This is a genomic window from Streptomyces sp. NPDC001492 (assembly GCF_053597275.1).
The window spans coordinates 1-23,342 of sequence record NZ_JBSFHW010000029.1; the positions used below are offsets into that span (position 1 = coordinate 1).

A 23,342-nucleotide genomic window follows, 5' to 3' on the forward strand; every position below is an offset into this window, starting at 1 on the left:
GGCGGGTGCGCTGGCCACGGTGGGGCTGCCGCCCCCAGACCCCCGCTTTCGGCCTGAACGGCCTCGTCCTCAAACGCCGGACGGGCTGAAAGATCAAACCCCCGGCGAGCAAAGATCGAGCCCGGCCGACGCCGAAGAGCCCCCTCGGCCCCCACCCCGAATCACCCCTCCACCCGAATCCCCATCTCCGCCGCCAACACCGGTGCCAGATCCATCAGTTGCCCCGGACTGATCACCGCCCCCGACAGCCGGTCCACCCCGCGCGCGATGCCGAGTTCGGCCGCCGCTCTCAGGTCCACGTCCTTCAGGGCCGCCGCGGTGAGGTCCGCCTCCTTCAGGACGCAGTCCACGAACTCCACGCGCTCGAGCCGGGCGCCCCCGAAGTCCGGCTCCACCAGTACGCAGCTGTCGAAGACGACGTCCTTGAGCCGGGCCGCGCGCAGGTTCAGGTAGTCGATCTTGCCGCCGCGGATCACCACCCGCTCCAGGACAGCGCCGTGCAGCTGCACCCCGCCGAGGCGGGCGTCGACCACCTCGACGTCGCGCAGGGTGGCTTCGGCGAGGTTCGTACCGACCCCGCGCGGCCCCGTCAGGACCGAGTCCAGGATGCGGGCGTGCTGCAGCCCCGTCTCGTCCAGCGCGCACCCCGTCAGTGCGCAGTCCATGAAGCGGGCGCCGCCGCCGTCCTGCCCGGCGAGGTCCGCCTCCCGGAACTCCAGCCCGTCGTAGTCCCCGTCCGGCTCCAACTCCCCGCCCCCGAACGGCTCCAGCGCGGGCAGCCGCACCTCCGGCCGCCGCGCCGCCTTCACCGCCGTACCGCCGGAGCCGCCCATCCCGCCCGCCTCTCTCCTCGCCATGCCCCCATGGTGCACTCCGCCACTGACAACGTCCCTGACCAGGCAGAACGCCACCCATGTCACATTCCGGGGGCTCGATCCGTCGTATGCACGCAAGGGCGGACCCGAAAACGAGGGAGACCCGACCCGCTTGACCTCAAGCGCGCTTGAGGTTGAAGGCTGGGGTTCCTGACAAGCAACCGATGGGGGAGGACTGCACGATGCACGCCATCCGGCTCCATGCCTTCGGTCCGGCCGAGAATCTCAGCTACGAGGAGGTGGCGGACCCGCTGCCGGGTCCGGGCCAGGTCCGTATCGCCGTGGCCGCGGCGGGAGTGCACCTGCTCGACACCGCCCTCCGGGAGGGCGAGCAGGGGCCGCTGCCCGAGCCGACCCGGCTGCCCACCGTCCCGGGCCGCGAGGTGGCCGGTGTCGTCGAGTCACTGGGCGAGGGCGTCGCCGGGCTGTGGCTGGGCAGGCGTGTGGTCGCCCACCTCGGATTCGCCCCGGGCGGCTATGCCGAGCTGGCCGTCACCGACGTCGACCGTGTGCACGAGATCCCCGCGAACCTGGACTTCGCCGCGGCCGTCGCCATGATCGGAACGGGGCGTACGGCGATGGGGATCGTGCAGTTCGCCGAGCTCGGCCCGGACGCCGTGGCCGTGATCCCGGCCGCCGCGGGCGGCATCGGCACCCTGCTCGTGCAGTACGCGAAGAACGCCGGCGCCACCGTCGTCGGCCTCGCGGGCGGCCCGGAGAAGACGGCACGCGTGGCGGCGGGCGGCGCCGACCTCGCCGTCGACTACAAGGAACCGGGATGGCCGGACAAGGTCCGCGCCCACCTCGGCGGACTCCCCCAGTCTCGACTTCGCTCGACCGGGGGGACCCCCATCGCCACCGTCGTCTTCGACGGCGTGGGCGGCGAGGTCGCACGCCACTGCACACAGCTGCTCGGTCCCGGCGGCAGACACCTCGTCTTCGGCTGGTCGGCCGGGGGCATCCGCGGCGGCGGGCCCCACCTCGTGGAGGGCGTCTCCGAACAGGTCCTCGGCCCCGCGATGATGCGGAAGGCCGGCGGCCCCAACCCCGTACAGACCCTGGAACTGCGCGCTCTCGCCGAAGCGGCCGCGGGCAGGCTGACCCCCGCCGTGCAGCGCTTCCCGCTGGCCGAGGCGGCGGCCGCGCACCGTGCGCTCGAGACGCGCGGAACGACCGGAAAGGTGGTACTGGAGCCATGACCAGGAAGAGTGCATCCGAAGGTGCGATACGGCCCGATTCATGGTCTTCTGACCAGATGAGCGTCACCCGATCAGGCGAAGCCACCCCTCCTGTGGACGCCGACCCCCGCCGCTGGTGGGGCCTGGTGATCATCGCGCTCGCGCAGCTCATGGTCGTCCTCGACGCGACCATCGTGAACATCGCGCTGCCTTCCGCACAGCGCGACCTGGGCATGTCCGACGGCAACCGCCAGTGGGTGATCACCGCCTACACCCTGGCCTTCGGCGGTCTGCTGCTGCTCGGGGGCCGCATCGCGGACCTGGTGGGCCGCAAGCGGACGTTCGTCTTCGGGCTGATCGGCTTCGCCGCCGCCTCCGCGCTCGGCGGCGCCGCCACCGGTTCCGGCATGCTCTTCGGCGCCCGCGCGCTCCAAGGAGCCTTCGCCGCCCTACTGGCCCCCTCCGCGCTGTCCCTCCTCACCACGACGTTCACCGATCCCAAGGAACGCGGAAAGGCCTTCGGCATCTACGGCGCCCTGGCCGGCAGCGGATCGGCGATCGGGTTCATCGTCGGCGGTCTGCTCACCGAGTACCTGGACTGGCGCTGGTGCCTGTATGTCAACGTGCCCATCGCGATCATCGCCGTCTTCGGCGCCTTCGCGCTGCTGCACGACCGTCCCGGCCGCCAGGGAGCCCGCCTCGACGTGCCCGGTGCGGTGCTGGGCTGCGGCGGACTGGTCGCGATCGTCTACGGCTTCAGCGAGGCCGAACCGAGGGGCTGGACCGACCCGTTGGTGCTGGCGCTGTTCGCGGGCGGCGTCGCACTCCTCGTGGCCTTCGTGTGGTGGCAGAACCGGGCCCCGATGCCCCTGCTCCCGCTCCACATCGTCAAGGACCGCAACCGTGCCGGCTGCTTCCTGACCATGATGCTCGCCGTCATCGGCATGTTCGGGCTGTTCCTGTTCATGACCTACTACCTGCAGGTGGTGCTCGGCTACTCGCCGGTGAAGACCGGCCTGGCCTATCTGCCGCTGACCGCCGCGATCATCACCGGCTCCACACAGATCTCCGCCCGGCTGCTGCAGCACGTGGCACCGCGCATGCTGATGGTCCCCGGCATGGTCCTCGCGTCCGGCGGCATGATGCTCCTGACCCGGATGACCACGCACTCGTCGTACGCGACCGAGGTCATGCCCGGTCTGATCCTGATGGGCCTCGGCATGGGACTGACCTTCATGCCGGTCTTCGCCACCGCGACCGCGGGGGTCGCCCCGCACGACTCCGGTGTGACCTCCGCGACCGTCAACACCTCGCAGCAGGTGGGCGGTTCGATCGGTACGGCCCTGCTGAACACCATCGCCACCACCAGCAGCACGGCGTACATCGCCGCCCACCTGCACAACCCCGCGCAGAAGGCCCTGATCGCCAAGGAGGGTGTCGTGCACGGCTACACGGTCGCCATCTGGTGGGCCGCCGGGATCATGCTGCTGGCCGGCCTGGTCGCGGGCCTGATGGTCACGGCGAAGGCCCCGAAGCACGGGGCGCCCGCCGAGCAGCCGGTGCCGGAGCCGGCCGTATAGGGGGCACAAGGACGGGGAGGGGCCGCACGGACCGCGGGCCCCTCCCCTCTCCCCCCTTCAGGGCGGTCGCTCAGCCGCTCACCGCAATCGCCGTACGTCGATCGCCCAGATCCCGCGCCCGTGCGTGGCCGCGTACAACCGCCCGTCCGGGCCGGTCCGCAGCTGGAGGACCGCGGTGGTGGGCAGGTTCTCGCCGGCCACCTTCCAGCCCTTCGAGCCCGGTGTCCGTACCAGCACCCCGAGATCCGTGCCCAGCGCGATCGTGCCGCCCTTCAGCAGGGCCACCGAGTCGGCCGGTACGTCGGGCAGGTTCCCTGAGACGTCCTTCCAGGTGACCCCGCCGTCCCGGGTCTCGAAGAGGTGCCCGACACCCGCGCCCGGACCCTCCGTCCACTTCCGCGAGAAGCCGTTGACGGCGAGCAGGACGTGGTCGGAGTGCGCGGGGTCGATCGCCAGGCCGGAGAGATAGCGGTTCGGGACGGTCCCGTCGACCGGCAGGCTCAGCTGGTGCCAGCCGGTGCCGTCGGCGTTGCCGACCGCGATACCGCGCGTGAAGCCCTGGTTGTTGCAGGGCCCGCACCAGGCGGCGTACACCTTGCCGCCGGAGGAGGCCACCGCCGTGGCCGTGTGCCCCGCGCCCAGGTCGAACGCGCCGAACCACTCGCTGCCGCTGCGGATCGCGTACCCCTTGGTGTTGATCCACACATGCCGGCCGCCCGCGACCCAGACCTTCGGGTCCTTGATGTCGGCGTTCAGCGGGGCGATGAAGCGTGCCTCGCCGGTCGCGTTGTCGGGCGGGGCGACGGAGTACGTCGTCGCCTTCGACGGGTCGTTGACCCAGCTTCCGTCGTTCACGGCGCAGTTGTTGGTCACGGAGACCGCCAGGTAGACGTACTCCGCGGCGATGTTGCACCCGTTCGCCGGGTCGGTGATCGTGTCGCCGCCGTCGCCGCCGAAGTTGGAGCCCATCACCCGGTCGCCGGCCCGAAGCTGCGACTGGCCGTTGTCCTGGAGGCCACCGGTGATCGCCAGGCCGCGCCCCGCCGGATCGGCTCCCACGCCCACCGAGTAGTACTGCAGGGCGTCCATCGTGCCGTCGTTCAGGGAGGTCCAGTCGGTCGCGTGGCCGGAGGCGTCGGCACTGCCGTTCAGCGGCCGCCGGAAGGTGCCACCGTCGTCGCCGACGATCACGTACGGCGCGCCGCCGTTGCTGCCGATCGCCACGGAGTGCTGGTCGGCGTGGACGGTCTGGTGGCAGTCACCGGTCTGCTTGCCCGGGTCGATGGACCAGCAGGGGAAACCGAAGTTCCAGTACGGACCGGGCACCGACCAGGACTTGCCGCCGTCCTTGGTCTCGAAGACCTCCTCCAGACCGGCGTACACATGGTCCGGGTTCTTCGGATCGACGGTGAGGAACTGGTCGTACCAGGCCTGGATCCCGGGCTGGTATCCGTCACCGGTGAGCGCGGAGCCGGAGTCCCGCAACTGCTGGTAGTCGGCGATCCTCGTCCAAGGGCCGGTCGGCGAACCGGACCTGGAGACGAAGATGCCCGCAAGGCCGCTGTCCGGGTTCTCCGCGGTCTGCTCGGGCGACTGGTCGATGGCGTAGTACCGCGACCCGTCCGCGCTGCGCGCGAAGGTGACGTTGCCGACGTCCTCGGCGTTGCTCGGCAGGTCCCCGAGACCGGTCAGCCGCTGCCAGCTGCCGCCGGACCTGGCGTAGAAGCCGTTGTAGGTGTCCCCGCCGCGCCAGCCCACGGCCAGCACGACCTTGCCCGGGTCCTTCGGGTCGATCGCGATGTCGCTGGTGATGTTCTTGTACGCGGCGGACGGGTCGCTCGCCTTGGAACCACCGGGCAGATAGTCCGGGTTGGGCGCGAACTCCAGCTTCCAGTGGCCCTTCAGCGTCTTCGTGGAGTGGCTCCACACGCCCTCGGTGGTCGCGGCCCACACCTTGCCGCCGCCGAAGCGCAGGGCGTTGATGGACGTCGACTCCAGCTCGTCGCCACCGACCCGGTCGTCCGGGCTGAAGCTGCCCTTGCGTGGATCGTCGAGGACGTACACGCCGGTCCCCAGGAAGGAGGTCGCGCTGGTGTTGGCCTCACCCGTGGCGTACCAGAGCCGCCCCCGGCCGTCGAGCTGCAGATCGCCCGTCGACAGCGCGGGCAGCCCGTCGGAGATGTTCGTCCAGTGACCGCCACCGGTACGCGAGCGGAAGACCCCGCCGTTGGCGGAACCCGCGTACACATACCCGTGCCGGTCGGCCGCGAGCCCGGTGACCCGGCCGGTCACCTTCCCGGCCCCGCCGCTGGAGTTGGAGTTGATGTCCCGGTACCGCGGGTCGTCGGCGTCGTAGGGAAGCCGCGTCAGATCGCTCCAGCTCCCCTTGGTGTGCGGCAGATCCACCAGAGCGTCGTACGCCGCCCCGTACGCCCCCGGTGCCACGATCCCCGGCGAGGTACGCGCCTCGGCGTACTGGTCCGCCTGCTCGGCCTCCTCCTGTGCCTCTCCCCCGTCATCGTCGTCCCCCGCCTGCGCGAAAGCCGACAGGCCCTTCTGCTGCTGATACAGAAGGGCCTGTCTGTGAAGTTCCCGCAGTCCGAAGGGGGCACTGCCACCGTTCGACGCCTGCGCCTGAGTGACCGTCAGGCCCAACGCGGCAGTGGTGGCAAGCACCGCCCCTACCCGTCTTCTTCGCCAGCCTTTGGCTGCCATGAAGTGCCCTCCCCTGGGAGCAGTGGCGTACATGACACGAGCTGGCCAACAGCTTTGACGGCAAGGCAGTGCCGAGAGGTCCCTGAGAGTGCAATCAGATGGCAAAAAATCGTCAGTGCCGCCCCGCCACACGGTCCGCGAGCTGCGCCAGCTTCGACGACTCGGCGCTGTACGTGGCGCGTTCCCGCCGGTCCGCGGCCCGGTAGGTGGCGTACATCCCCTGCACCCCGAGCCAGCGCAACGGCTCCGGCTCCCACTTGCGCACCTTGTGCCCCACCCATGGCAGATCGGTCAGCTCGGTCCGGCCACCCTGCCCCGAGTCGAACTGCACCAGGTCCCTGAGCGTCCGCGCCGCGAGATTCGTCGTCGCCACCCCCGACCCGACATAGCCGCCCGCCCAGCCGAGCCCCGTCGACCGGTCCAGGGTCACGGTCGCGCACCAGTCCCGCGGCACCCCGAGCACCCCCGACCAGGCATGCTCGATCCCCACCCCGGCCAGCGAGGGGAAGAACCGCACCAGGATCTCCCGCAGCGCCTCGACCGTCTCCGCCTGCGTCCGCCCGTCGTTGTCGGTCCTCGACCCGAAGCGGTACGGCACTCCGCGCCCGCCGAGCGCGATCCGCCCGTCGGCGGTCCGCTGCGCGTACATGTACGCGTGCGCCATGTCCCCGAGCGTCTCCAGCCCGTCCCAGCCCACCGACTCCCACTGCTCGGCGGTGAGCGGCTCGGTCGCGATCATCGAGGAGTTCATGGGCAGCCAGGTGCGCCGCTGCCCCTTCAGACTCGCGGTGAACCCCTCCGTGCAGCGCAGGACGTAGGGCGCCCGGACGGTCCCGTACGGCGTCACCGCGTGCTTCGGCCGGATCTCCGCCACCGGCGTCAGCTCGTGAATCGTCACCCCGAGCGCCTCGACGGCGGCCGCCAGCCCCTTCACCAGCTTCACCGGGTGCAGCCGCGCCCCGTGCGGGGTCCAGGTCGACCCGACGGCGTCCGCGACCCGGATCCGCTCGGCGGTCTCCCCGGCTCCGTACAGCTCACGGTCCTTCTCCCCGTACGACAGCTCCAGCTCGTGAAAGGCCTTGAGCCGCGCCAACTGGGCCGGCGTGGTCGCGACCTCCAGCACCCCGCCCTTGTGGACATCGGCCTCGATGCCTTCCGCTTCCGCCACCCGGACGACCTCGTCCACGGTCTCGTTCATGGCCTTCTGCAGCCGTACGGCGGCCTCGCGCCCGTGCAGCTTCGCGTACCGGTCGCGCCCGGCGATCCCGTTGTACAGCCAGCCGCCGTTGCGCCCCGAGGCCCCGTACCCGCAGAACTTCTGCTCCAGGAGGGTGATCCGGAGGAAGGGCGCCGCCTTCTTCAGGTAGTACGCGGTCCACAGCCCCGTGTACCCGCCCCCGACGATCACGACGTCGGCGGACGCGTCACCGGCGAGCGGCTCCCGCACCGCCGGGAAACCGTCGTCCGCGTACCAGTACGAGATACCGCCGTTCACGACACTGCTCACCGAGCTGCTCATGGCCGGAAAGCTAACCCCTCAGGGCGGAAACTGTCTCCCTCGGATCCCAGGCCTTCCCCCGCCCCCTGACCAGCGGATAGCACGCCAGCCCGATCAGTACCGACACAAAGTGCCCGAAGTCGGTGAAGGTCGGCGAGTCCGCGAGCGGAGCCCCGTACACGTAGAACACACCCGCCAGATACAGATACCGCCACGGTGCCGCGATCCGGTACGTCAACACCCCCACCACCCCGGCCAGCGCATAACTCACCCCGATATCGAGGGTGTTGACGGCCGAGTGCGCCACCATCCCGTCCCGCACCGCCTTCAGCAGCGCGCCCTCGCTGATCAGCGTCGCCAGCACATGCGCGGCCACGCACACCATCAGCCACCGCAGCGTCCCCAGCCACCGCTCGGCCTGCGCGTGGAAGACGGTGTACTGGAACGCGGTGTAGAGGAAGGCATACGGAAACCAGTCGCCACCGTCGATCCACATCGCACTCTGCACGAGCACCCGCCCCGGGTCGTTCGACAGCTCATGGATGTTCGTGGACCGCTGCCGCAGGAACTCGTGCTCGAACTGCGGCGACATGTGGTGCAGGGCGACGGTGGTGACGAACAGGATCGCCAGCCAGACATACGTGCCCGGTGCGCCGCAGACGTAGGCCCACACCCGCTGCCCGATCCCCCGGTCAATTCGCATGAGGCGATTCACGCACGTAAGTATCGTCGCAAGGGTGATCGACATTCCGGCTGAGCTGATCGCCCGGCACGTGGGATACGGCGGGGAGGCGGGCCGCGCCTTCATCGCGGGGCTTCCGGAACGGGCCGAGCGGTTCCTGGAACGCTGGCGGCTGCGGCTGGACGGTCCCTCGATGCACGGCCGGTGCGCGCTGGTCCTGCCGGTGCTGCGGGCCGACGGATCATCAGCCGTGCTCAAGCTCCAGGACCTCGACGACGAGACCGCCGGAGAGCCGGTCGCGCTGCGGGCCTGGGACGGCGACGGGGCCGTCCGGCTCCTGGAGTCCGACGCCGAAACGGGCACCCTGCTGCTCGAACGGCTCGATCCGGCACAGCGGTTGGCCGACCTGCCGGACTCACGCGAGGCGACCCTGGTCGTCGCCCGCCTGCTGGCCCGGCTGACCTCGGCTCCCGCCCCGGCCGGGCTGCGGCACCTCGGCGACATCGCGACCGCACTGCTGGAACGGGCCTCGGCGGCACTGCCCCGTCTCCCCCGGCCGGACGTGCGGCGACTGCTCGAGGACTGCGCGGCGGCGGTGCGCGAGGTCGCCGACGACCCCGGCGACCGGCTCCTCCACTGGGACCTGCATGTCGAGAACGTGCTCGGCTCCGACCGCGCCCCGTGGCTCGCCATCGACCCCAAGCCACTCGCGGGCGACCCCGGCTTCGACCTCTTCCCCACCCTGTGGAACCACTTCGACGCGGACGAGGTGCGGTGGCGCTTCGACGCCATGACGGACACGCTCGGACTGGACCGGGGCCGAGCACGCGCCTGGACCCTGGGCCGCGTGCTGCAGAACTCGGTCTGGCAGATCGAGGAGGGCCGCCCGCCACTACCGGCCCACCTGGAAATCGCCCGGCGTCTGACCAGCGCCCCTTGAAGGGGGGCAGGGCTGCATCGACATGCGGCCCCGGCGCGCCCGGCGGAGCGTAACCTCACGGAGTGATCCGCACAGCAACCCCCGCCGACATCCCCCTCATCCACACCCTGATCCGCGAACTGGCCACCTACGAGAAGGCCCCGCAAGAGGCGAGGGCCACCGAGGCCCAACTCCATGAGGCCCTCTTCGGCGACCGCCCCGCCGCCTACGCCCACATCGCGACCGACGACACCACCGGCGCCCCCGTGGGCTTCGCCCTGTGGTTCCTCAACTTCTCCACCTGGCGCGGCGTCCACGGCATCTACCTGGAGGACCTCTACGTCCGCCCCTCCGCAAGGGGCGCCGGCCACGGCAAAGCCCTCCTGACCGAACTGGCCCGCATCTGCACGGAACGCGGCTACGAGCGCCTCGAATGGTCCGTCCTGAACTGGAACACCCCGGCCATCGCCTTCTACGAGTCCCTCGGCGCCCGCCCGCAGGACGAGTGGACGGTGTACCGGCTGACGGACGACGCGCTCAAGGAGCTGGCCGACCGGAGCAGCTGACGCCGGGACGTGCAAAAGCCCAGGCCGGATTGCTCCTGACCTGGGCGAGAAGCGGTAGCGCGGCTGTTCAGAGGGCCTTGCTGTTGCAGCCCATGTCCGAACCGAGGTGGGCGGGCTGGGCACCCGGGTCGCCTTCGCCGTTGAGCGCGCCGCCCAGCAGACCGTTGAGGGCGCCAAGGTTGCCGATGACGTCGACGTTCATGTCGTGCGAGCGGCACTCGATGTCCTGCATGACGTCGATGTCGTGCCCCGGCTCGCCGTGTGCGAAGGCCGGGCCGACCCCGAAGGCGCCGATGCTGCCGAGGACAGCGGCGCCCACGATGGCGGCCTTCTGAAGCTTGCGCATTTCTTCTCCATTGATCGAGCGGAAGTGATCTGCAGCAGATCGAGTTGGGACGATGGACAACTACCGGGAGGCCATCAGCCGAGTCGGGGCAGACCCAGGTTCCCGACGGGAGGAGCCGCAACCTGTCCGAGACCGAGCCCGGGCACCTGCGGTGCCGCGCTGGCGGGCGAGACCAGCGGGTCGATGAGCGGGTTCACCTGGGGGTTCACCTGCGGGTTCACCTGCGGGGCCACGTGCGGCGCGGGCTCCGGGTTGAAGACCTGGGGCATCGCGACCTGCGGGGCGACCTTCGGCATGACCTCGGGCGAGGACTGCGGGGCGACCTGCGGCTGAACCAGCGGCTGCTGCTGAGGAGCGGACTGCGGGGCGGACGCCGGCGCACCGGCCTGCGCACCACCCACCGAAGAGGCGACGGCGGTGGCCTGGCTCGGCTGCGGCGCGGCCTGCGGGGCGGGCGCCTGGGGCACGTACTGCGGCGCCGGCTGGGAGTACGACTGCGGGCCACCGGACTGCGCGGTGCTGTCCGCGGTGGAGGCGGCAACGGCCCGCGCGGGAGCGCTCTGCGGGGGTGCCGGGTAGTACTGGGGAGCCGGGGCCGCGTAGTACTGCGGGGGCGGTGCCGGGGCCGGGTAGTACGCGGGCGCCGGGGCCGCGTACTGCGGCGCCGGGTAGTACGCGGGCGCCGGGGCCGGGTAGTAGGGAGCAGCCGGAACGCCACCCGGGTACCCGGGGTAGGCGTCGGCATGGCTGACGCCGGCGCCAATGGCGGACAGACCGCCGGCCGCTGCTACGACGAGCGCGGCCTTGTGAATCTTTCGCATGGAACCCTCGGCCCTTCAATACCTGTGCAGGGAAATCCGTTGTATTCAGTGCTGTGTTGCGTGCGCTCAGTCTGATGTTCACGCCGGAGCCGACAGCGGATCCCCTTGCCCCTCTCACCGGTTCATGGTCGCTGCCCTCTCCTTGCTGGCAACGACATTTGCTTCCGCCCGGTCACGGGATCGAGAATTCCGTCACCCATTTGGAATTGATCGGATAACCGGCCCGCCGAGGGCGAATGGGTGACTGCTCCCCGACTCCCGTGACTGGCTTCGCACTTGCTTCGTTCCCCACGGGGACAGAGCGAAGATCCATCACCCACCGCAGCCGCCCAGGTCAGCAAGAGCAGCCACAACTCCACTGGCTCATCTGCTATTTCAGTACGTTCCATGCCAGGTCAATGAAGGGCCGAAGGTTCCATGCGCAAGTTCCAGCACGTCGCGCTCGTCGTAGCAGCGGCCGGCGGTCTGTCCGCCATCGGCGTCGGCCCCAGTGTCGCCGACGCCCCCGTCGCCTACGGCAACAGCGCTCCGCCCCCGGGTCCCGCCATGGCCGGCGCCTTCACCGCCACCCAGGCCACCGCCCGTACCTCCGGCTCGCCCGCCCCCCGCCAGGCGGCCCCGGCGCAGCCCGCCGAGGTTGCCCCGCAGGTCAATCCGCAGATCAACCCGCAGCTCAGCCCGCACATCTCCTCGCCGTCGGCGCCGACGCAGTCCAGTGGCACGGCCGACCAGTTCAACCTCTTCCGCCCTGCCCAGGAGTGCAGCCCGCAGTCCGTGCTCAACGCGAACCTCCCGGTCGCCGTGCTCGCCGCCGCCGAGACCAAGGGCGTGGCCTGCACCCAGGCCAACAGCCAGGCGAACGCCCTCGCCAAGGCCCACTAGGGGCGGCGAGGACCACCGGGATCACCGGACGACTTCAGGGAGCTGCCGCAACAAGATCACAGGACACGGCGCGTCGCTAGGTGATTGTCGGTTATTTCCTATTATTCTCCGTAACTGTAAGAAGTCGATCTGTTACGGATCGCACCCACTCACTCCACCGGAGATGACATGCACCAGCTTCGCAAGGCTGCCGTCCTGGTCGCCGCCCTCAGCACCGTCGGACTCCTCGGTGCCGGCACCGCTCAGGCCCACGACGACGGGGGGAAGGGCGGCAAGGGCGGCGACAAGTTCAACGTGCTGCAGAGCTCCAACTGCAAGTCGCACGACCTGAACGTCGACGTCCTCGGCCAGGTCGGCATCCTCAACGGCCTGCTCGGCAACGCGCTCAACGGCGAGGGCAACGCCGGAGGCCAGGACACCCACATCGGCTCGAGCATGGGCTGCAACAACAGCGCCTTCTAGTCGAATGACGGCCGCATAGACGGCCGAGAGCGGGAAGCAGGTCCCGGCACCGAGCTCCAGACTCGGTGTCGGGACCCCCTTTTTTTGTCACGGCAACGACATTTCCGGGCATCGACCAGGGCAGTGAGGCTCATCCCGAATTCGGCGCGCCGCACAGCCTTTTACGGGTATTTCTTATTAGCCTCCGTAACTGCACGAAGTCGATCCGTCACGGATCGCATCCACTTCACTCCACCGGAGATGTCATGCACAAGCTTCGCAAGGCTGCCGTCCTGGTCGCTGCCCTCAGCAGCGTCGGACTCCTGAGCGCCGGCGCCGCCCACGCCGATCAGGGCGGCTTCGGCTCGGGCGAAGGCGGCCATCGCGGCGGTGGCTTCAACGTTCTGCAGAGCACCACCTGCCGTTCGCACGACGCCAACGTCGACGTCCTCGGCCAGGTCGGCATCCTCAACGGTGTTGCGGGCAACCTGCTGAACGGCGAGGGCAACCCGGGCGCTCAGGACACCCACCTGGGCTCGGACGCGGGCTGCAACAACAGCGTCGGCAAGTAGGTCGGCAAGTCAGAACAGTCCTTGGTGCCCCGGCCGTTCGGCCGGGGCACCAAGGCTTTCACGCGTCCGGAACGCCGAAATGCCGGATCGGGAGCGGCCCCGGTCCGGCATTCGTCCAGCGCGCCTCAGAAATCGAAGTGCGGCGTCGTGACACGGGGCGCCTTGATGTGCGGCGTCTTGAAGTGCGGTGCCTTGATCTGCGGCGCCTTGAAGTGGGGCCGCTTGAACCCCTTGGGCGTCGGCGCCTTGTTGGTGCAGTCCACCACCGGCCCGACATGCGTCGACCCGTTGTTGAGCATGCCGTCCTCGGGCAGCACCAGACGCGGCCGCGCCGTCGTCGAGCAGCTCTGCGACTGCTTGACGACAAACGTGCCGTGCTTGTCCTTGTGGACACTCTCGGTCTTGTGCACACAGGTGGTTTCCCCTGCGGCGTTGGTCTTGCAGTCGCGCGGGTTCTCATCCGCCTGCGCGTGCACGGCTCCGACGCAGATCACGGCGAGACTTCCGAGAATCCCCGAGACGGTTGCGATTTTCTGCCGACTGAACATGCGCTGTGTTCCTTTGATCGAGATACCGGCACAGCCCGGACGCGCACCCTGATGGGTTTGCCGCGCGTCCGGGCTGCCTTTGCCGTTGAGGGTTTTGTTCAGGTCGTTGCGCCAGGGGCTTCTTTACCTGGAGCCGTACGGGGTGGCGTACTGCGGGGCGTACTGCGGCGCCTGCTGGGGCGCGGCGTACTGGGGCGCGTACTGCGGCGCGGCGATGTACTGGGGGGCGACGTACTGGGGCACGAAGTACTGGGGCGCGTACTGCGGCGCGGCCATCGGGGCGGCCTGGGGCGCGGCCTGCGGTGCGGCCTGCGGTGCGAAGTTGACGTTCATCGGCGCGAAGTACGGAGCGGCCTGCGGGGCACCGTACGGAGCCGCCTGCGGGGCGTCGTGCGGAGCCCACCCCCCGCCGCCGCCGTAGGCCACGGCGTTGGCCTGCGAGGAGGCCACCGCGGTGGCCCCGCCGCCCCAGCCGTCGGTGGCGCTGCTGACGCCGGCCCCGAGGGCGGAGAGCCCCGCGACCGCTGCAATTACTGCCGCGGCGCGCTGAAACTTGCGCATGATTAGACCCTTTCCTAGCTGGGCGGGAAGCCCTGGCTCGACTACTTAATGTGAGCATATACACACGAAACGTAGTCATTTGGGATCTTGGGCCCTTCTGTGCACCGTGTCGGCTTATGCCAAAGCAGCCTTCCGCCCGCTCGGCCGCGGACTCGGAGAGGGAAAGGGTTGTTGCGGATGGGCAGTTGCTGATGCGGTTCGGTCACGCACTCGGCGCTCTCCCGTAAAACGACGATTCCCCCGGCCCAAGTCACGGGCAGCGCGCGGCAGTCACCCATCTGCCGCGGACGGAGGAAAGCCGGCGCACAAAACCGGACACAAAACGGCACACAAAAAGCGGACGGCCGGTCCGGGTCGCCCCGGTCCGGCCGTCCGTCGCTCGGAAGTGCGGGCCTCAGCCCAGAATGCCACCGGGCAGTTCCGACGGGGTGTCCCTGTCGTCGACCCCCGTATCGGCGGGGGAACAGGTCACTGCGGGGCCGATCTTGGTGCTCCCGCTGTTCAGCAGGGGAATGACGGGCAGTTCCATGGGCTTCTGCGGGGTGCAGGTGTTGGCCCGGCGGACGATGAAGTCGTCACCGTCGGACGTCTTGCCCGCGAACCGCTGGACGCAGGTGACGTCACCCGACGCGCTCACCGTGCAGGCTCCCGGGCCCGCTGCCGCATACGCCTGAGTGGCTCCGGCACAGGTCACGGCGAGGCCGTACAGAAGCCCCGAGACGGCCGCGATCTTCTTCCTACTGAGCATGTGATCCGTTTCCTTTGTGAGGGGCACCCGGGCGCCGTGCGCCGCGGTCCGGCCCGTTTCGCCTACGAAGTGAAGGGCTGACCTGCTGAAGGAACTTCCAGAGCCATCACGAACGCATGCGGGCCACCGGAGCGGCCTCGCGCTCCGGGCGGCCACACGTGAACGGGCCCCTGCGGGGGGTGACCCCGAGGGGCTCGCGGAAAGCGTCGCGCACGATTACGAGGTGAAGGCGTTGTTGAACTGACCGCAGGTGGTGTCGAAGGTCTCGGAGAGACCGAGTACGCCGATCGGGAGGTCGCCGTCGGCCACCGTCTGCGGACTGCACTCCTGGTACGGGCGGTACTGCTCCGTCACCTTCGGCTTGGTGTCGCGAACGTGGCCGTGGCCGTGGGCGTAGGCGGTGCCGGCGCCGGCACCGATGACGGAGAGGCCTCCGGCCGCCACTGCTGCTGCGACCATGGCCTGTTGAAGCTTGCGCATGAAACCCTCGGTCCTTCATTGCCTTGGATGTCGAGGCAGATTGCCTACTGTGACTGGACGAACACTAGCAGTAACAACAAGGCATTCCACACCGTTGGATATCCCGTGTCCACTCGACGCGCGGCAACTCCGGCTTACGCAAAGTCCGTTCGAAGAAGCGCGTATTCTCCCCGTACGAGAACGGGGGCCGCTCGCTCCCGGCCGGGGATGAACTCCGGTTTCTCGAGCGCGACTTGTTCGTATGTTGAAATGCCCGGGCCAGTGAATAGCGGTGTCTCGCAGACCGATTGGCGCACATCCGCCGATCACTCAATCCACTCAAAAGTGGGAACACCCCATGTTCCGGGTATCTCCTTTCGCGGTCGCGGCATTCCCTTGATCGGGTCCGCCCGATTCGGGCTCCAACTGCGACAGGAGACGCCCGTGCGAATCACCGACATCCAGCGCTGCGAAGTCCGGCCCGGACGGCTCGTCGAGTGGGCGCTCAGTCCGGCGACCGTCACAGTGGCGGCGGGCCTTCCGGAGGACCCCCGACCGCCGGCATACGTCCAGGAGTCGCACATCAGGACCGCCCGATCGGTGCACGAGGGCGGCCTGTTCGTGCCGACCTGGGTCGGTACGGCATTCGACATCCCGGGCAGGGTCGACCTCGACGCACTGCAGGACGCCCTGCGCAGCTGGACGCTCCGGCACGAGACGCTGCGCAGCGGATTCCGCTGGGACGGCGACGAGATGCGCCGCTTCACGCTCGACACCGAGGACGTGTTCCTCCAGCGGGAGGACGTCGGCGACTTCCCCGACGCGGCGCGGCTCGTGCAGCACCTCCAGGACCGCTTCGACGCCTCCGCGAGCGCGCTGAGCTGGCCGAACTTCCTCTACGCGGCGGTCCTCAGGGACGAGAGCACGAGCCTGTACATCGCGTTCGACCACAGCAATGTCGACTCCTACTCCATCCAGCGCATGCCCGCCGAGATCAACGAGCTCTACACGGCGGCCGCCGAGGGACGCCCCGTCGAGGAGTCACCGGTCGGCAGCTACGTCGACTTCTGCGAGATCGAGCGGGCGGACGCGGACCGGATCGACGGCACCCACGCCATCGTGGGCCGCTGGCGGGACTTCATCCGGCGGTGCGACGGGAAGCTGCCCAGCTTCCCCGTCGACCTGGGTCTCGAGCCCGGCGGCGAGCTGCCCACGCAGAAGCTGATGCGCGAGATGCTGGTCGACGCGGACGCCGCCGCGGCGTTCGAGGCGTACTGCCGGCCCTTCGGCGGCAGCCTCGTCGGCATCCTGGCCGCCACCAGCCTCATCGTCCACGAGATCGGCGGACAGCCCGTCTACCGCGCCGTCGTGCCGTTCCACACCCGGGTGAAGTCCAAGTGGTCCAACTCGGTGGGCTGGTACGTCGGCGGGGCCCCGATCGAGGTCGCCATCGACGAGGCGCCCGACTTCCCCACCGCGCTGACCGCCGTGCGCGCCGAACTCCAGGCCAACAGGTCGCTGGCGCGCATGCCGCTCGCCCGCGTACTGCGGCTGCTCGGCGAGGACTTCCGGCCGACCTCGCCCGACCTGTACTCGATCGTCTCGTTCGTCGACGCACGGGGCATCCCCGGGGCCGAACGCTGGGACGAGCTGGCGGCCTACGGGCTGGTGCGGGTGTCCTACGGCGACCAGGTGTGCATCTGGCTGAACCGGCTCCACGAGGGCCTGTGGTTCACCTGCCGCTACCCCGACACCGACATCGCGTACAAGAACATGCGGCTGTACGTGGAGCGGCTGCGGGACGTCATCCTCACCGTGGCCGGCGAGCAGCGCGCCAGCGAACTCGCGCCGCACGAGCTCGCCGGTTGAACGCAACGCACAGGGGCGGCCCGACGAGGGCCGCCCCTGTTCACCGAGCCCCCTGTCGGATTCGAACCGACGACCTTCGCTTTACAAGAGCGGCGCTCTGACCAGCTGAGCTAAGGAGGCCTGCACGCGGGTACGCGTGCGTGCCCGTGCAGTGTACCCAGGTCCCGGCCCGCCCCTGTCGAAAATTTCCGCGAAGTTCACAGCCCCTGGGGTACTGACAGATCAGGCGAACGCCAGGTAGCGTCCTGAGCCAGTCCGCTCCGATGGACTACACCACCACCTTCCTACAACGGATCGTCCGGCACGTTCCTGCCGGTAGAAGGGGGCCCATCACCATGGCCACTGTTACGTTCGACAAGGCGACCCGGATCTACCCGGGCACCGAGAAGCCCGCCGTCGACGGTCTGGAGATCGAAGTCGGGGACGGCGAGTTCCTCGTCCTCGTCGGTCCGTCCGGCTGCGGCAAGTCCACCTCGCTCCGCATGCTCGCGGGGCTCGAGGACGTGAACGCCGGCGCCATCCGCATCGGTGACCGCGATGTCACGCACCTGCCGCCCAAGGACCGGGACATCGCCATGGTGTTCCAGAACTACGCGCTGTACCCGCACATGACCGTCGCCGACAACATGGGCTTCGCGCTCAAGATCGCCGGCGTCAACAAGGCGGAGATCCGCAAGAAGGTCGAAGAGGCCGCGAAGATCCTCGACCTCACCGAGTACCTGGACCGCAAGCCGAAGGCCCTCTCCGGCGGTCAGCGCCAGCGTGTCGCCATGGGCCGCGCCATCGTCCGTGAGCCCCAGGTCTTCCTCATGGACGAGCCGCTGTCCAACCTGGACGCCAAGCTCCGTGTGTCGACCCGTACGCAGATCGCCTCGCTCCAGCGCCGTCTCGGCATCACCACCGTCTACGTCACCCACGACCAGGTCGAGGCCATGACGATGGGCGACCGCGTGGCCGTCCTCAAGGACGGTCTGCTCCAGCAGGTCGACTCGCCGCGCAACATGTACGACCGGCCCGCCAACCTCTTCGTCGCCGGCTTCATCGGCTCCCCGGCCATGAACCTCGTCGAGGTCCCGATCACCGACGGCGGTGTGAAGTTCGGCAACAGCGTCGTCCCGGTCAACCGTGACGCCCTGAAGGCCGCCGCCGACAAGGGCGACCGCACGGTCACCGTCGGCGTCCGTCCCGAGCACTTCGACATCGTCGAGGAGGGCGGCGCCGCCGCCTCCGCCCTGTCGAAGGACACCGAGGACAAGCCGGCCGGTCTCGCGGTCTCCGTGAACGTCGTCGAGGAGCTCGGCGCCGACGGCTACGTCTACGGCACCGCCGAGGTCGGCGGCGAGACCAAGGACCTGGTCGTCCGGGTCGAGGGCCGCCGGGTGCCGGAGAAGGGCTCGACGCTGCACGTGGTGCCCCGCCCGGGCGAGACCCACGTCTTCTCGACCTCCACCGGTGAGCGTCTCACCGACTGAGGCCACTCGGCCGACCGGCAACTCCCGAAACACCCATCCCGGGTAATTCACCCAGGTTGACGAAGAAGGGCCCCGCAGACGCCTGCGGGGCCCTTCTCAGTGTCGATATTTACCCCGGCACACCGGTCATTTCGAGCACCGTGCGTCAACCTCGCGCCCGATCCAAGGCGGCTCTCCGTCCCTCGAATTGATTACTAAATGTCGCCAAATCATCACCTGGCGCTACTCTCACTCGCGTGAAGCACTCCACTAACCAACAGACGCGACGCGGCCGGGGCCCCGCCCGCCGTATCGGCCGCACGCTCGCCCTTGTCCTGCCCGTCGTCCTGGTGCTTTCCGGGACCCTCGCGGTCACCCGAGTCAACTGGACGGGAAACCCCTCGGACTCGGTCCTCACCGCCTCGGACGCGTCCGACATCACCTCGGACGCCAGGGCCGCCCACCGCGCCCCGCAGGACGTGCTGCGTGACAAGCTCCTGGGCGAGCTCCAGCAGGAGGACCCGGGCACGGTCCTCACACACCTCCAGCAGGCCGTGAGCGAGCGCCCCTCGCTCGCCAAGCACTGCGTGTCCATCGCCCGGTCCCTGGGCCGCGCGGCGGTCCGCATGTACGGCCCCACGCGCGCCCAGTCCTACGCCCGCCCGGTCTGCGACACGTCCTTCGCCTCGGGCGTCGCGGCCGCGCTCAGCTGAGACCGGAACCGTCCCTCCTCCGCCGTGGACACGACGGACGGTTCGGAGGAGGGTAACGGCTGATTAAGGAACCGTTGCGGGCTCCGGACGCGGGCGGGACGCACCGTACAGTTCGGTCATGACCCATCCGAGCACCGCGTCCCGCCCCGTTCAAGCCGTCATCCTGGCCGGTGGCCAGGGTTCCCGGCTGCGTCCCTACACCGACGACCGGCCCAAGCCGATGGTCGAGATCCCCGGTACGGGAACTCCGATCATCGGCCATCAGCTTGCCTGGCTGGCCGAGGAGGGCGTGACGGACGTGGTGGTCAGCTGCGGCCATCTCGCCGAGGTGCTGCAGGACTGGCTGAAGTCCGCCGACCTGCCGGTGAAGGTGACGACGGTCGTCGAGACGGAGCCGCTCGGGCGCGGCGGCGGGCTGAGGTACGCCGCCGCCCATCTCCCGCACCCGGACCGGCCCTGGTACGCCACCAACGGCGACATCTGGACCCGCTTCTCGCTGCGGGACATGGCGGACTTCCACACGGAGCGCGACGCGGTCGCCACGCTGGCCCTGGCCCGCCCGCGCATCCCCTGGGGCGCGGTGAAGACGGACGGCTTCGGGCACATCACGGACTTCATCGAGGCGCCGCCGTCGACGTTCGAGATCAACGCGGGTGTGTACGTGTTCTCGCCCGAGTTCGCCGGTCTGCTCCCGGAGCGGGGCGATCACGAGCGGACGACCTTCCCTCATCTGGCCCGTGAGCGGCGGCTGGCCGGGTTCACCATCCCGCAGGGGGCGTATTGGCGTGCCATCGATACGGCCAAGGACCTGACGGAGGCAGCGAAGGAGCTGGCCGCTCTGGGGCGGTGAGAGCGCTTCGGGGCGGGTGAGAGCCCGGGGGGTGCGGTTGCGTTTCGGCCGCGGGCCGGTGGGGGTTGATCACGCCCACGCGGCGGAGCCGCACACTGATACAGTCCCGCGCCCCTTCCGGGCGTTACAGCACCGCATATGGAAAAGGTCCCGCACGTTTTCGTGCGGGACCTTTTCGTATGGACCCAAGCTGAGTGGCTCTGGCTACCCCAGCAGGCCGCCCACCAGGCCCGGGTCGCCCGAGGAGGTGCCGCCGGAGCCTGTGCCGCCTTCTCCGCCGCCGGAGGTGGGGCCGGAGCTGGTGCTGGGGGCGCCGCCGGAGGGTGAGGAGTGCTGGCGCGGGGTCCGGCCCGCGGTGCCCTGGGTCTGGCTGGGGGTGCCGCCGGTCGCGGTGGCGCCCGGTGTGGTGGCCGCGCCGGAAGGCCTGGAGCCGGCGGTGGCGCCGTGGGTCGGCGTGTTCGAGGCCGAGGGCGACTGGCTGTGCCGCTTGTGCGGCTCCTGCGGGAGCGGGGATCCCGGCAGTTCGTTGCGCGGGGCCTCGCCGGGACCCGGGACGATCACACGGTCGGCGTCGCGGACCGCACCGCCGAGCAACGAGCCGACGAGCAGGGTTAGGCCGGTCACGATCGCCGTGACGAGGGCGCCGCGGCGCAGGACGTAGGCGCGCAGGTCCCAGATGTCGGAGCAGGGCCCCAGGCGCCGCCAGGCGCTGCCGGCGAGGCGGCCGTCGACGGAGTAGACGGGGGCGCCGGCGATGATCAGCGGGGACCAGGCGGCGAGGTAGATGATGTCGGGGGCGTCGTAGGCGGGAACGGTCTTCCAGCTGACGGTGACGATCAGCGCGGCCGACAGCAGTGCGCCGAAGACGGCGGCGACCCGCTGCCAGCAGCCCAGGACCGTGAGCACGCCCACGAGGACCTGCGCGAAGGCGATGACGAGGCCGGAGCCGACGGGGTGCTGCAGGGCGAACTGCCGCAGCGGCTCGGCGACTTCCCAGGGGTGCAGGGTGTTGAGCCACTTGACCATGGAGCCGCGCTTGCCGCCGTCGAAGTAGACGGGGTCGCACAGCTTGCCCATGCCGGCGTAGATGGAGATGAAGCCGAGGAAGATGCGCAGGGGCAGCAGGACGACGCCGAGGTTCATCCGGCGGCCCGGGTAGTAGGCGTGCCGTGCCGGGTCGACGCCCTGACGCCTGGTGGGCCGGTCGGTGTCCTCCTCGTCGAATTCGCCGAACTCGTCGACGTCACCGAACTCGTCCGAGTCGTCGAACTCGCCGGTCTCGTCGAAGTCCTCGAACTCCTGGGCGCCGTAGGCGTGTTCCTCGTCGTATGTGCTGCCGGCGGTGCGCATGCCGGGGAGGAAGCGGGTGCCGACGATGTCGTCGACGGGGCGGCCGCGCTGGGCGCCGACGATCGGGGTCTCTACGGTCTGTTCCAGCTCGTCGTAGGCCTCGTCGTAGCCGCCGACCTCCACGCGCGGGATGACCTGGGTGGCTCCCGCGTCGACGGACGGCTCGTCGCCGTGCCGGACGCTGCCGCCGCGCACGGCCTGGAGCAGGCGGTGCGCGCCGGTGTCGTCGGGGGCCGACCTGCCGCTCCAGACGACCGGCCGGCGGCGGGCGCCCGCGCCCACTCTTCCTGCGGCGGTACCGGCGACGGGCGTGCGGGCGGCGTCCTGGGTGGCGGTCAAGTGCCGTGCGATCCGCGGCGATCGGGTGCGGGCCGAGGCGCCGAGCTGCACACGGAAGCTCGCATGATTGACGATGACCTGCGCCGGATCGCTCGGCACCTTCACCATGCTCAGCGCGGGAGCGTCATCGAATCCCGACGGGCCGTCCCCCGGGGGCGTGCGGGGTGTTCTGGTGTCCACACTCATCTAACCGAGTGACGTGTCGTTAGGACACTGCTTTGACCCGCCGGATGTGTCCGGATCGCGTCAACGTTGTCCGGGACGCCCAGATTGACCCGTACGAGTGACGGCACGAACGCGCGTTCAGCCGCGCCGACGGGCCGCCTCGGCCCCTCTCATCTGCCGCCCTCGCACGCTGCGCGGCTTCGAGACGGCTGCGCCGGCCTCCGACCGGCGGCTCCGCCTGCCTGCGCCGACTCCCGTCAGACCCGCCGCCGAGCCGCCTCGTACAGAACGATCCCGGCCGCCACCCCGGCATTCAGCGACTCGGCACCGCCCGGCATCGGAATCCGCACCCGGAAGTCGCAGGTTTCGCCGACGAGCCGGGACAGGCCCTTGCCCTCACTGCCGACCACGATCACGACGGGGCCCTCCAGGGCCTGAAGTTCACCGATCTCGTGCTCGCCGTCGGCGGCGAGGCCGACGACCACGATGCCCTGCTTCTTGTACGCCTCCAAGGCGCGCGTCAGGTTGGTGGCGCGGGCGACGGGGGTGCGGGCCGCCGTACCGGCCGACGTCTTCCAGGCGCCGGCGGTCATGCCGGCCGCGCGCCGCTCGGGCACGACGACGCCGTGGCCGCCGAAGGCGGAGACGGAGCGGACGACGGCGCCGAGGTTGCGCGGGTCGGTCACGCCGTCGAGGGCGACGATCAGCGGGTCCTCGCCCTCGTCGTAGGCGGCGTTCGCCAGGTCCTCGGGGTGGGCGTACTCGTACGGCGGGACCTGGAGGACCAGGCCCTGGTGGTTGAGCCCGTTCGTCATGCGGTCGAGCTCGGGGCGGGGAGCCTCCATGAGGTTGATCCCGCCGCGCTCGGCGGCGAGCTGGAGGGCCTCGCGGACGCGCTCGTCGTTGTCGATGAACTGCTGGACGTAGAGCGTGGAGGCGGGCACGCCCTCGCGCAGGGCCTCGACCACCGGGTTGCGGCCCACGACCAGTTCGGACGAGGACTTGCCGCCGCGTCCGCGCGGAACCGGACGGCGCTGCGTCTGCTTGGCCTTGGCGGTCGCGATGCGGTTCTTCTTGTGCCCCTTGCGCATCTCGGCGGGCGGGGTCGGGCCCTTGCCCTCCAGGCCCTTGCGCCGCTGGCCGCCACTGCCGACCTGCGCGCCCTTCTTGCCGGACATGCGGCGGTTGTTGGCTGCCATGACCTACCTGTCTGC

General features: G+C 70.0%; 23 protein-coding genes and 1 tRNA gene. 11 read left to right on the forward strand and 13 right to left on the reverse strand.

Features of this window, described 5'->3' with window-relative positions; all coding sequences use genetic code 11:
• Window positions 1-161: 161 nt before the first annotated feature.
• Window positions 162-857, reverse strand: a complete 696-nt coding sequence (locus ACWC1K_RS31515) for a pentapeptide repeat-containing protein (RefSeq protein WP_450836354.1) — start codon at window positions 855-857, stop codon at window positions 162-164.
• Between the two features lie 200 nt (window positions 858-1,057).
• Between ACWC1K_RS31515 and ACWC1K_RS31520 the strand changes: the two genes are divergently transcribed.
• Both ACWC1K_RS31520 and ACWC1K_RS31525 read left to right on the forward strand, forming a co-directional pair.
• Entirely contained in the window at window positions 1,058-2,074 is a 1,017-nt protein-coding gene (locus ACWC1K_RS31520) for a zinc-binding dehydrogenase (protein WP_450836355.1), read from the forward strand.
• A gap of 56 nt (window positions 2,075-2,130) precedes the next feature.
• Window positions 2,131-3,633: an MFS transporter gene (locus ACWC1K_RS31525; RefSeq protein ID WP_450836356.1), complete on the forward strand. Its 1,503-nt coding sequence runs from the start codon at window positions 2,131-2,133 to the stop codon at window positions 3,631-3,633.
• 78 nt (window positions 3,634-3,711) lie between these two features.
• Here the strand turns inward: ACWC1K_RS31525 and ACWC1K_RS31530 are convergent, their stop codons facing one another.
• The 3 genes from ACWC1K_RS31530 to ACWC1K_RS31540 all read right to left on the reverse strand — a co-directional run bounded on the left by ACWC1K_RS31530 (window position 3,712) and on the right by ACWC1K_RS31540 (window position 8,549).
• Window positions 3,712-6,348, reverse strand: coding sequence for a glycosyl hydrolase (locus tag ACWC1K_RS31530; RefSeq protein WP_450836357.1), 2,637 nt, complete (start codon window positions 6,346-6,348; stop codon window positions 3,712-3,714).
• Window positions 6,349-6,460: 112 nt separating this feature from the next.
• Window positions 6,461-7,867, reverse strand: a complete 1,407-nt coding sequence (locus ACWC1K_RS31535; protein WP_450836358.1) for an NAD(P)/FAD-dependent oxidoreductase — start codon at window positions 7,865-7,867, stop codon at window positions 6,461-6,463.
• Between the two features lie 10 nt (window positions 7,868-7,877).
• Window positions 7,878-8,549, reverse strand: a complete 672-nt coding sequence (locus ACWC1K_RS31540) for a rhomboid-like protein (RefSeq protein WP_450836359.1) — start codon at window positions 8,547-8,549, stop codon at window positions 7,878-7,880.
• Between ACWC1K_RS31540 and ACWC1K_RS31545 the strand changes: the two genes are divergently transcribed.
• Together ACWC1K_RS31545 and ACWC1K_RS31550 are read left to right on the forward strand one after the other, a co-directional pair.
• Window positions 8,548-9,468 (forward strand): aminoglycoside phosphotransferase family protein, encoded by a 921-nt coding sequence (locus ACWC1K_RS31545; protein WP_450836360.1) that lies wholly within the window; start codon window positions 8,548-8,550, stop codon window positions 9,466-9,468. The two genes, ACWC1K_RS31540 and ACWC1K_RS31545, sit on opposite strands and share 2 nt — an antisense overlap.
• 62 nt (window positions 9,469-9,530) lie before the next feature.
• Window positions 9,531-10,013, forward strand: coding sequence for an N-acetyltransferase family protein (locus tag ACWC1K_RS31550; RefSeq protein WP_450836361.1), 483 nt, complete (start codon window positions 9,531-9,533; stop codon window positions 10,011-10,013).
• Between the two features lie 67 nt (window positions 10,014-10,080).
• On the opposite strand, the gene ACWC1K_RS31555 is transcribed toward ACWC1K_RS31550, so the two are convergent.
• Both ACWC1K_RS31555 and ACWC1K_RS31560 read right to left on the reverse strand, forming a co-directional pair.
• Entirely contained in the window at window positions 10,081-10,359 is a 279-nt protein-coding gene (locus tag ACWC1K_RS31555) for a hypothetical protein (protein WP_450836362.1), read from the reverse strand.
• Between the two features lie 74 nt (window positions 10,360-10,433).
• Window positions 10,434-11,180, reverse strand: a complete 747-nt coding sequence (locus ACWC1K_RS31560; protein WP_450836363.1) for a hypothetical protein — start codon at window positions 11,178-11,180, stop codon at window positions 10,434-10,436.
• A 417-nt stretch (window positions 11,181-11,597) separates the two neighbouring features.
• Here ACWC1K_RS31560 and ACWC1K_RS31565 point away from each other — a divergent pair, with 417 nt between their 5' ends.
• The 3 genes from ACWC1K_RS31565 (at window position 11,598) to ACWC1K_RS31575 (ending at window position 13,075) form a co-directional block, all read left to right on the forward strand.
• Window positions 11,598-12,062, forward strand: coding sequence for a hypothetical protein (locus tag ACWC1K_RS31565; RefSeq protein WP_450836364.1), 465 nt, complete (start codon window positions 11,598-11,600; stop codon window positions 12,060-12,062).
• Window positions 12,063-12,230: 168 nt separating this feature from the next.
• Window positions 12,231-12,524 (forward strand): hypothetical protein, encoded by a 294-nt coding sequence (locus ACWC1K_RS31570; protein ID WP_030941334.1) that lies wholly within the window; start codon window positions 12,231-12,233, stop codon window positions 12,522-12,524.
• 245 nt (window positions 12,525-12,769) lie between these two features.
• Window positions 12,770-13,075 carry a hypothetical protein gene (locus tag ACWC1K_RS31575; protein ID WP_450836365.1) on the forward strand — a complete coding sequence of 102 codons (306 nt, stop codon included), beginning with the start codon at window positions 12,770-12,772 and terminating at the stop codon, window positions 13,073-13,075.
• Between the two features lie 125 nt (window positions 13,076-13,200).
• Here ACWC1K_RS31575 and ACWC1K_RS31580 read toward each other — a convergent pair whose 3' ends face one another.
• The 4 genes from ACWC1K_RS31580 to ACWC1K_RS31595 all read right to left on the reverse strand — a co-directional run bounded on the left by ACWC1K_RS31580 (window position 13,201) and on the right by ACWC1K_RS31595 (window position 15,412).
• Complete coding sequence (locus ACWC1K_RS31580) at window positions 13,201-13,623, reverse strand: hypothetical protein (RefSeq protein ID WP_450836366.1); 423 nt, start codon at window positions 13,621-13,623, stop codon at window positions 13,201-13,203.
• Between the two features lie 123 nt (window positions 13,624-13,746).
• The gene (locus tag ACWC1K_RS31585) at window positions 13,747-14,184 is read right to left on the reverse strand and encodes a hypothetical protein (protein WP_450836367.1); all 438 of its coding nucleotides are present in this window, start codon (window positions 14,182-14,184) and stop codon (window positions 13,747-13,749) included.
• A gap of 394 nt (window positions 14,185-14,578) precedes the next feature.
• Complete coding sequence (locus ACWC1K_RS31590; RefSeq protein WP_450836368.1) at window positions 14,579-14,932, reverse strand: hypothetical protein; 354 nt, start codon at window positions 14,930-14,932, stop codon at window positions 14,579-14,581.
• Between the two features lie 216 nt (window positions 14,933-15,148).
• Window positions 15,149-15,412 carry a hypothetical protein gene (locus ACWC1K_RS31595; protein ID WP_450836369.1) on the reverse strand — a complete coding sequence of 88 codons (264 nt, stop codon included), beginning with the start codon at window positions 15,410-15,412 and terminating at the stop codon, window positions 15,149-15,151.
• Window positions 15,413-15,835: 423 nt separating this feature from the next.
• On the opposite strand from ACWC1K_RS31595, the gene ACWC1K_RS31600 reads away from it, so the two are divergent.
• A complete protein-coding gene (locus ACWC1K_RS31600) occupies window positions 15,836-17,260 on the forward strand; it encodes a condensation domain-containing protein (RefSeq protein WP_450836370.1) in 1,425 nt (474 codons plus the stop codon).
• Window positions 17,261-17,306: 46 nt separating this feature from the next.
• Here ACWC1K_RS31600 and ACWC1K_RS31605 read toward each other — a convergent pair.
• Window positions 17,307-17,380: transfer RNA gene (locus ACWC1K_RS31605), tRNA-Thr, on the reverse strand.
• Window positions 17,381-17,595: 215 nt separating this feature from the next.
• Between ACWC1K_RS31605 and ACWC1K_RS31610 the strand changes: the two genes are divergently transcribed.
• From ACWC1K_RS31610 to ACWC1K_RS31620, 3 genes are all read left to right on the forward strand, one after another.
• On the forward strand, window positions 17,596-18,732 hold the full coding sequence (locus ACWC1K_RS31610; protein WP_450836371.1) for an ABC transporter ATP-binding protein: 1,137 nt from the start codon (window positions 17,596-17,598) through the stop codon (window positions 18,730-18,732).
• A gap of 236 nt (window positions 18,733-18,968) precedes the next feature.
• Window positions 18,969-19,424 carry a hypothetical protein gene (locus ACWC1K_RS31615; protein ID WP_450836372.1) on the forward strand — a complete coding sequence of 152 codons (456 nt, stop codon included), beginning with the start codon at window positions 18,969-18,971 and terminating at the stop codon, window positions 19,422-19,424.
• Between the two features lie 118 nt (window positions 19,425-19,542).
• On the forward strand, window positions 19,543-20,274 hold the full coding sequence (locus ACWC1K_RS31620) for a nucleotidyltransferase family protein (protein WP_450836373.1): 732 nt from the start codon (window positions 19,543-19,545) through the stop codon (window positions 20,272-20,274).
• A 204-nt stretch (window positions 20,275-20,478) separates the two neighbouring features.
• Here ACWC1K_RS31620 and ACWC1K_RS31625 read toward each other — a convergent pair whose 3' ends face one another.
• Window positions 20,479-22,149 (reverse strand): DoxX family protein, encoded by a 1,671-nt coding sequence (locus tag ACWC1K_RS31625; protein ID WP_450836374.1) that lies wholly within the window; start codon window positions 22,147-22,149, stop codon window positions 20,479-20,481.
• A 236-nt stretch (window positions 22,150-22,385) separates the two neighbouring features.
• Entirely contained in the window at window positions 22,386-23,327 is a 942-nt protein-coding gene (rlmB, locus tag ACWC1K_RS31630) for a 23S rRNA (guanosine(2251)-2'-O)-methyltransferase RlmB (RefSeq protein WP_450836375.1), read from the reverse strand.
• Window positions 23,328-23,342 lie beyond the last annotated feature (15 nt).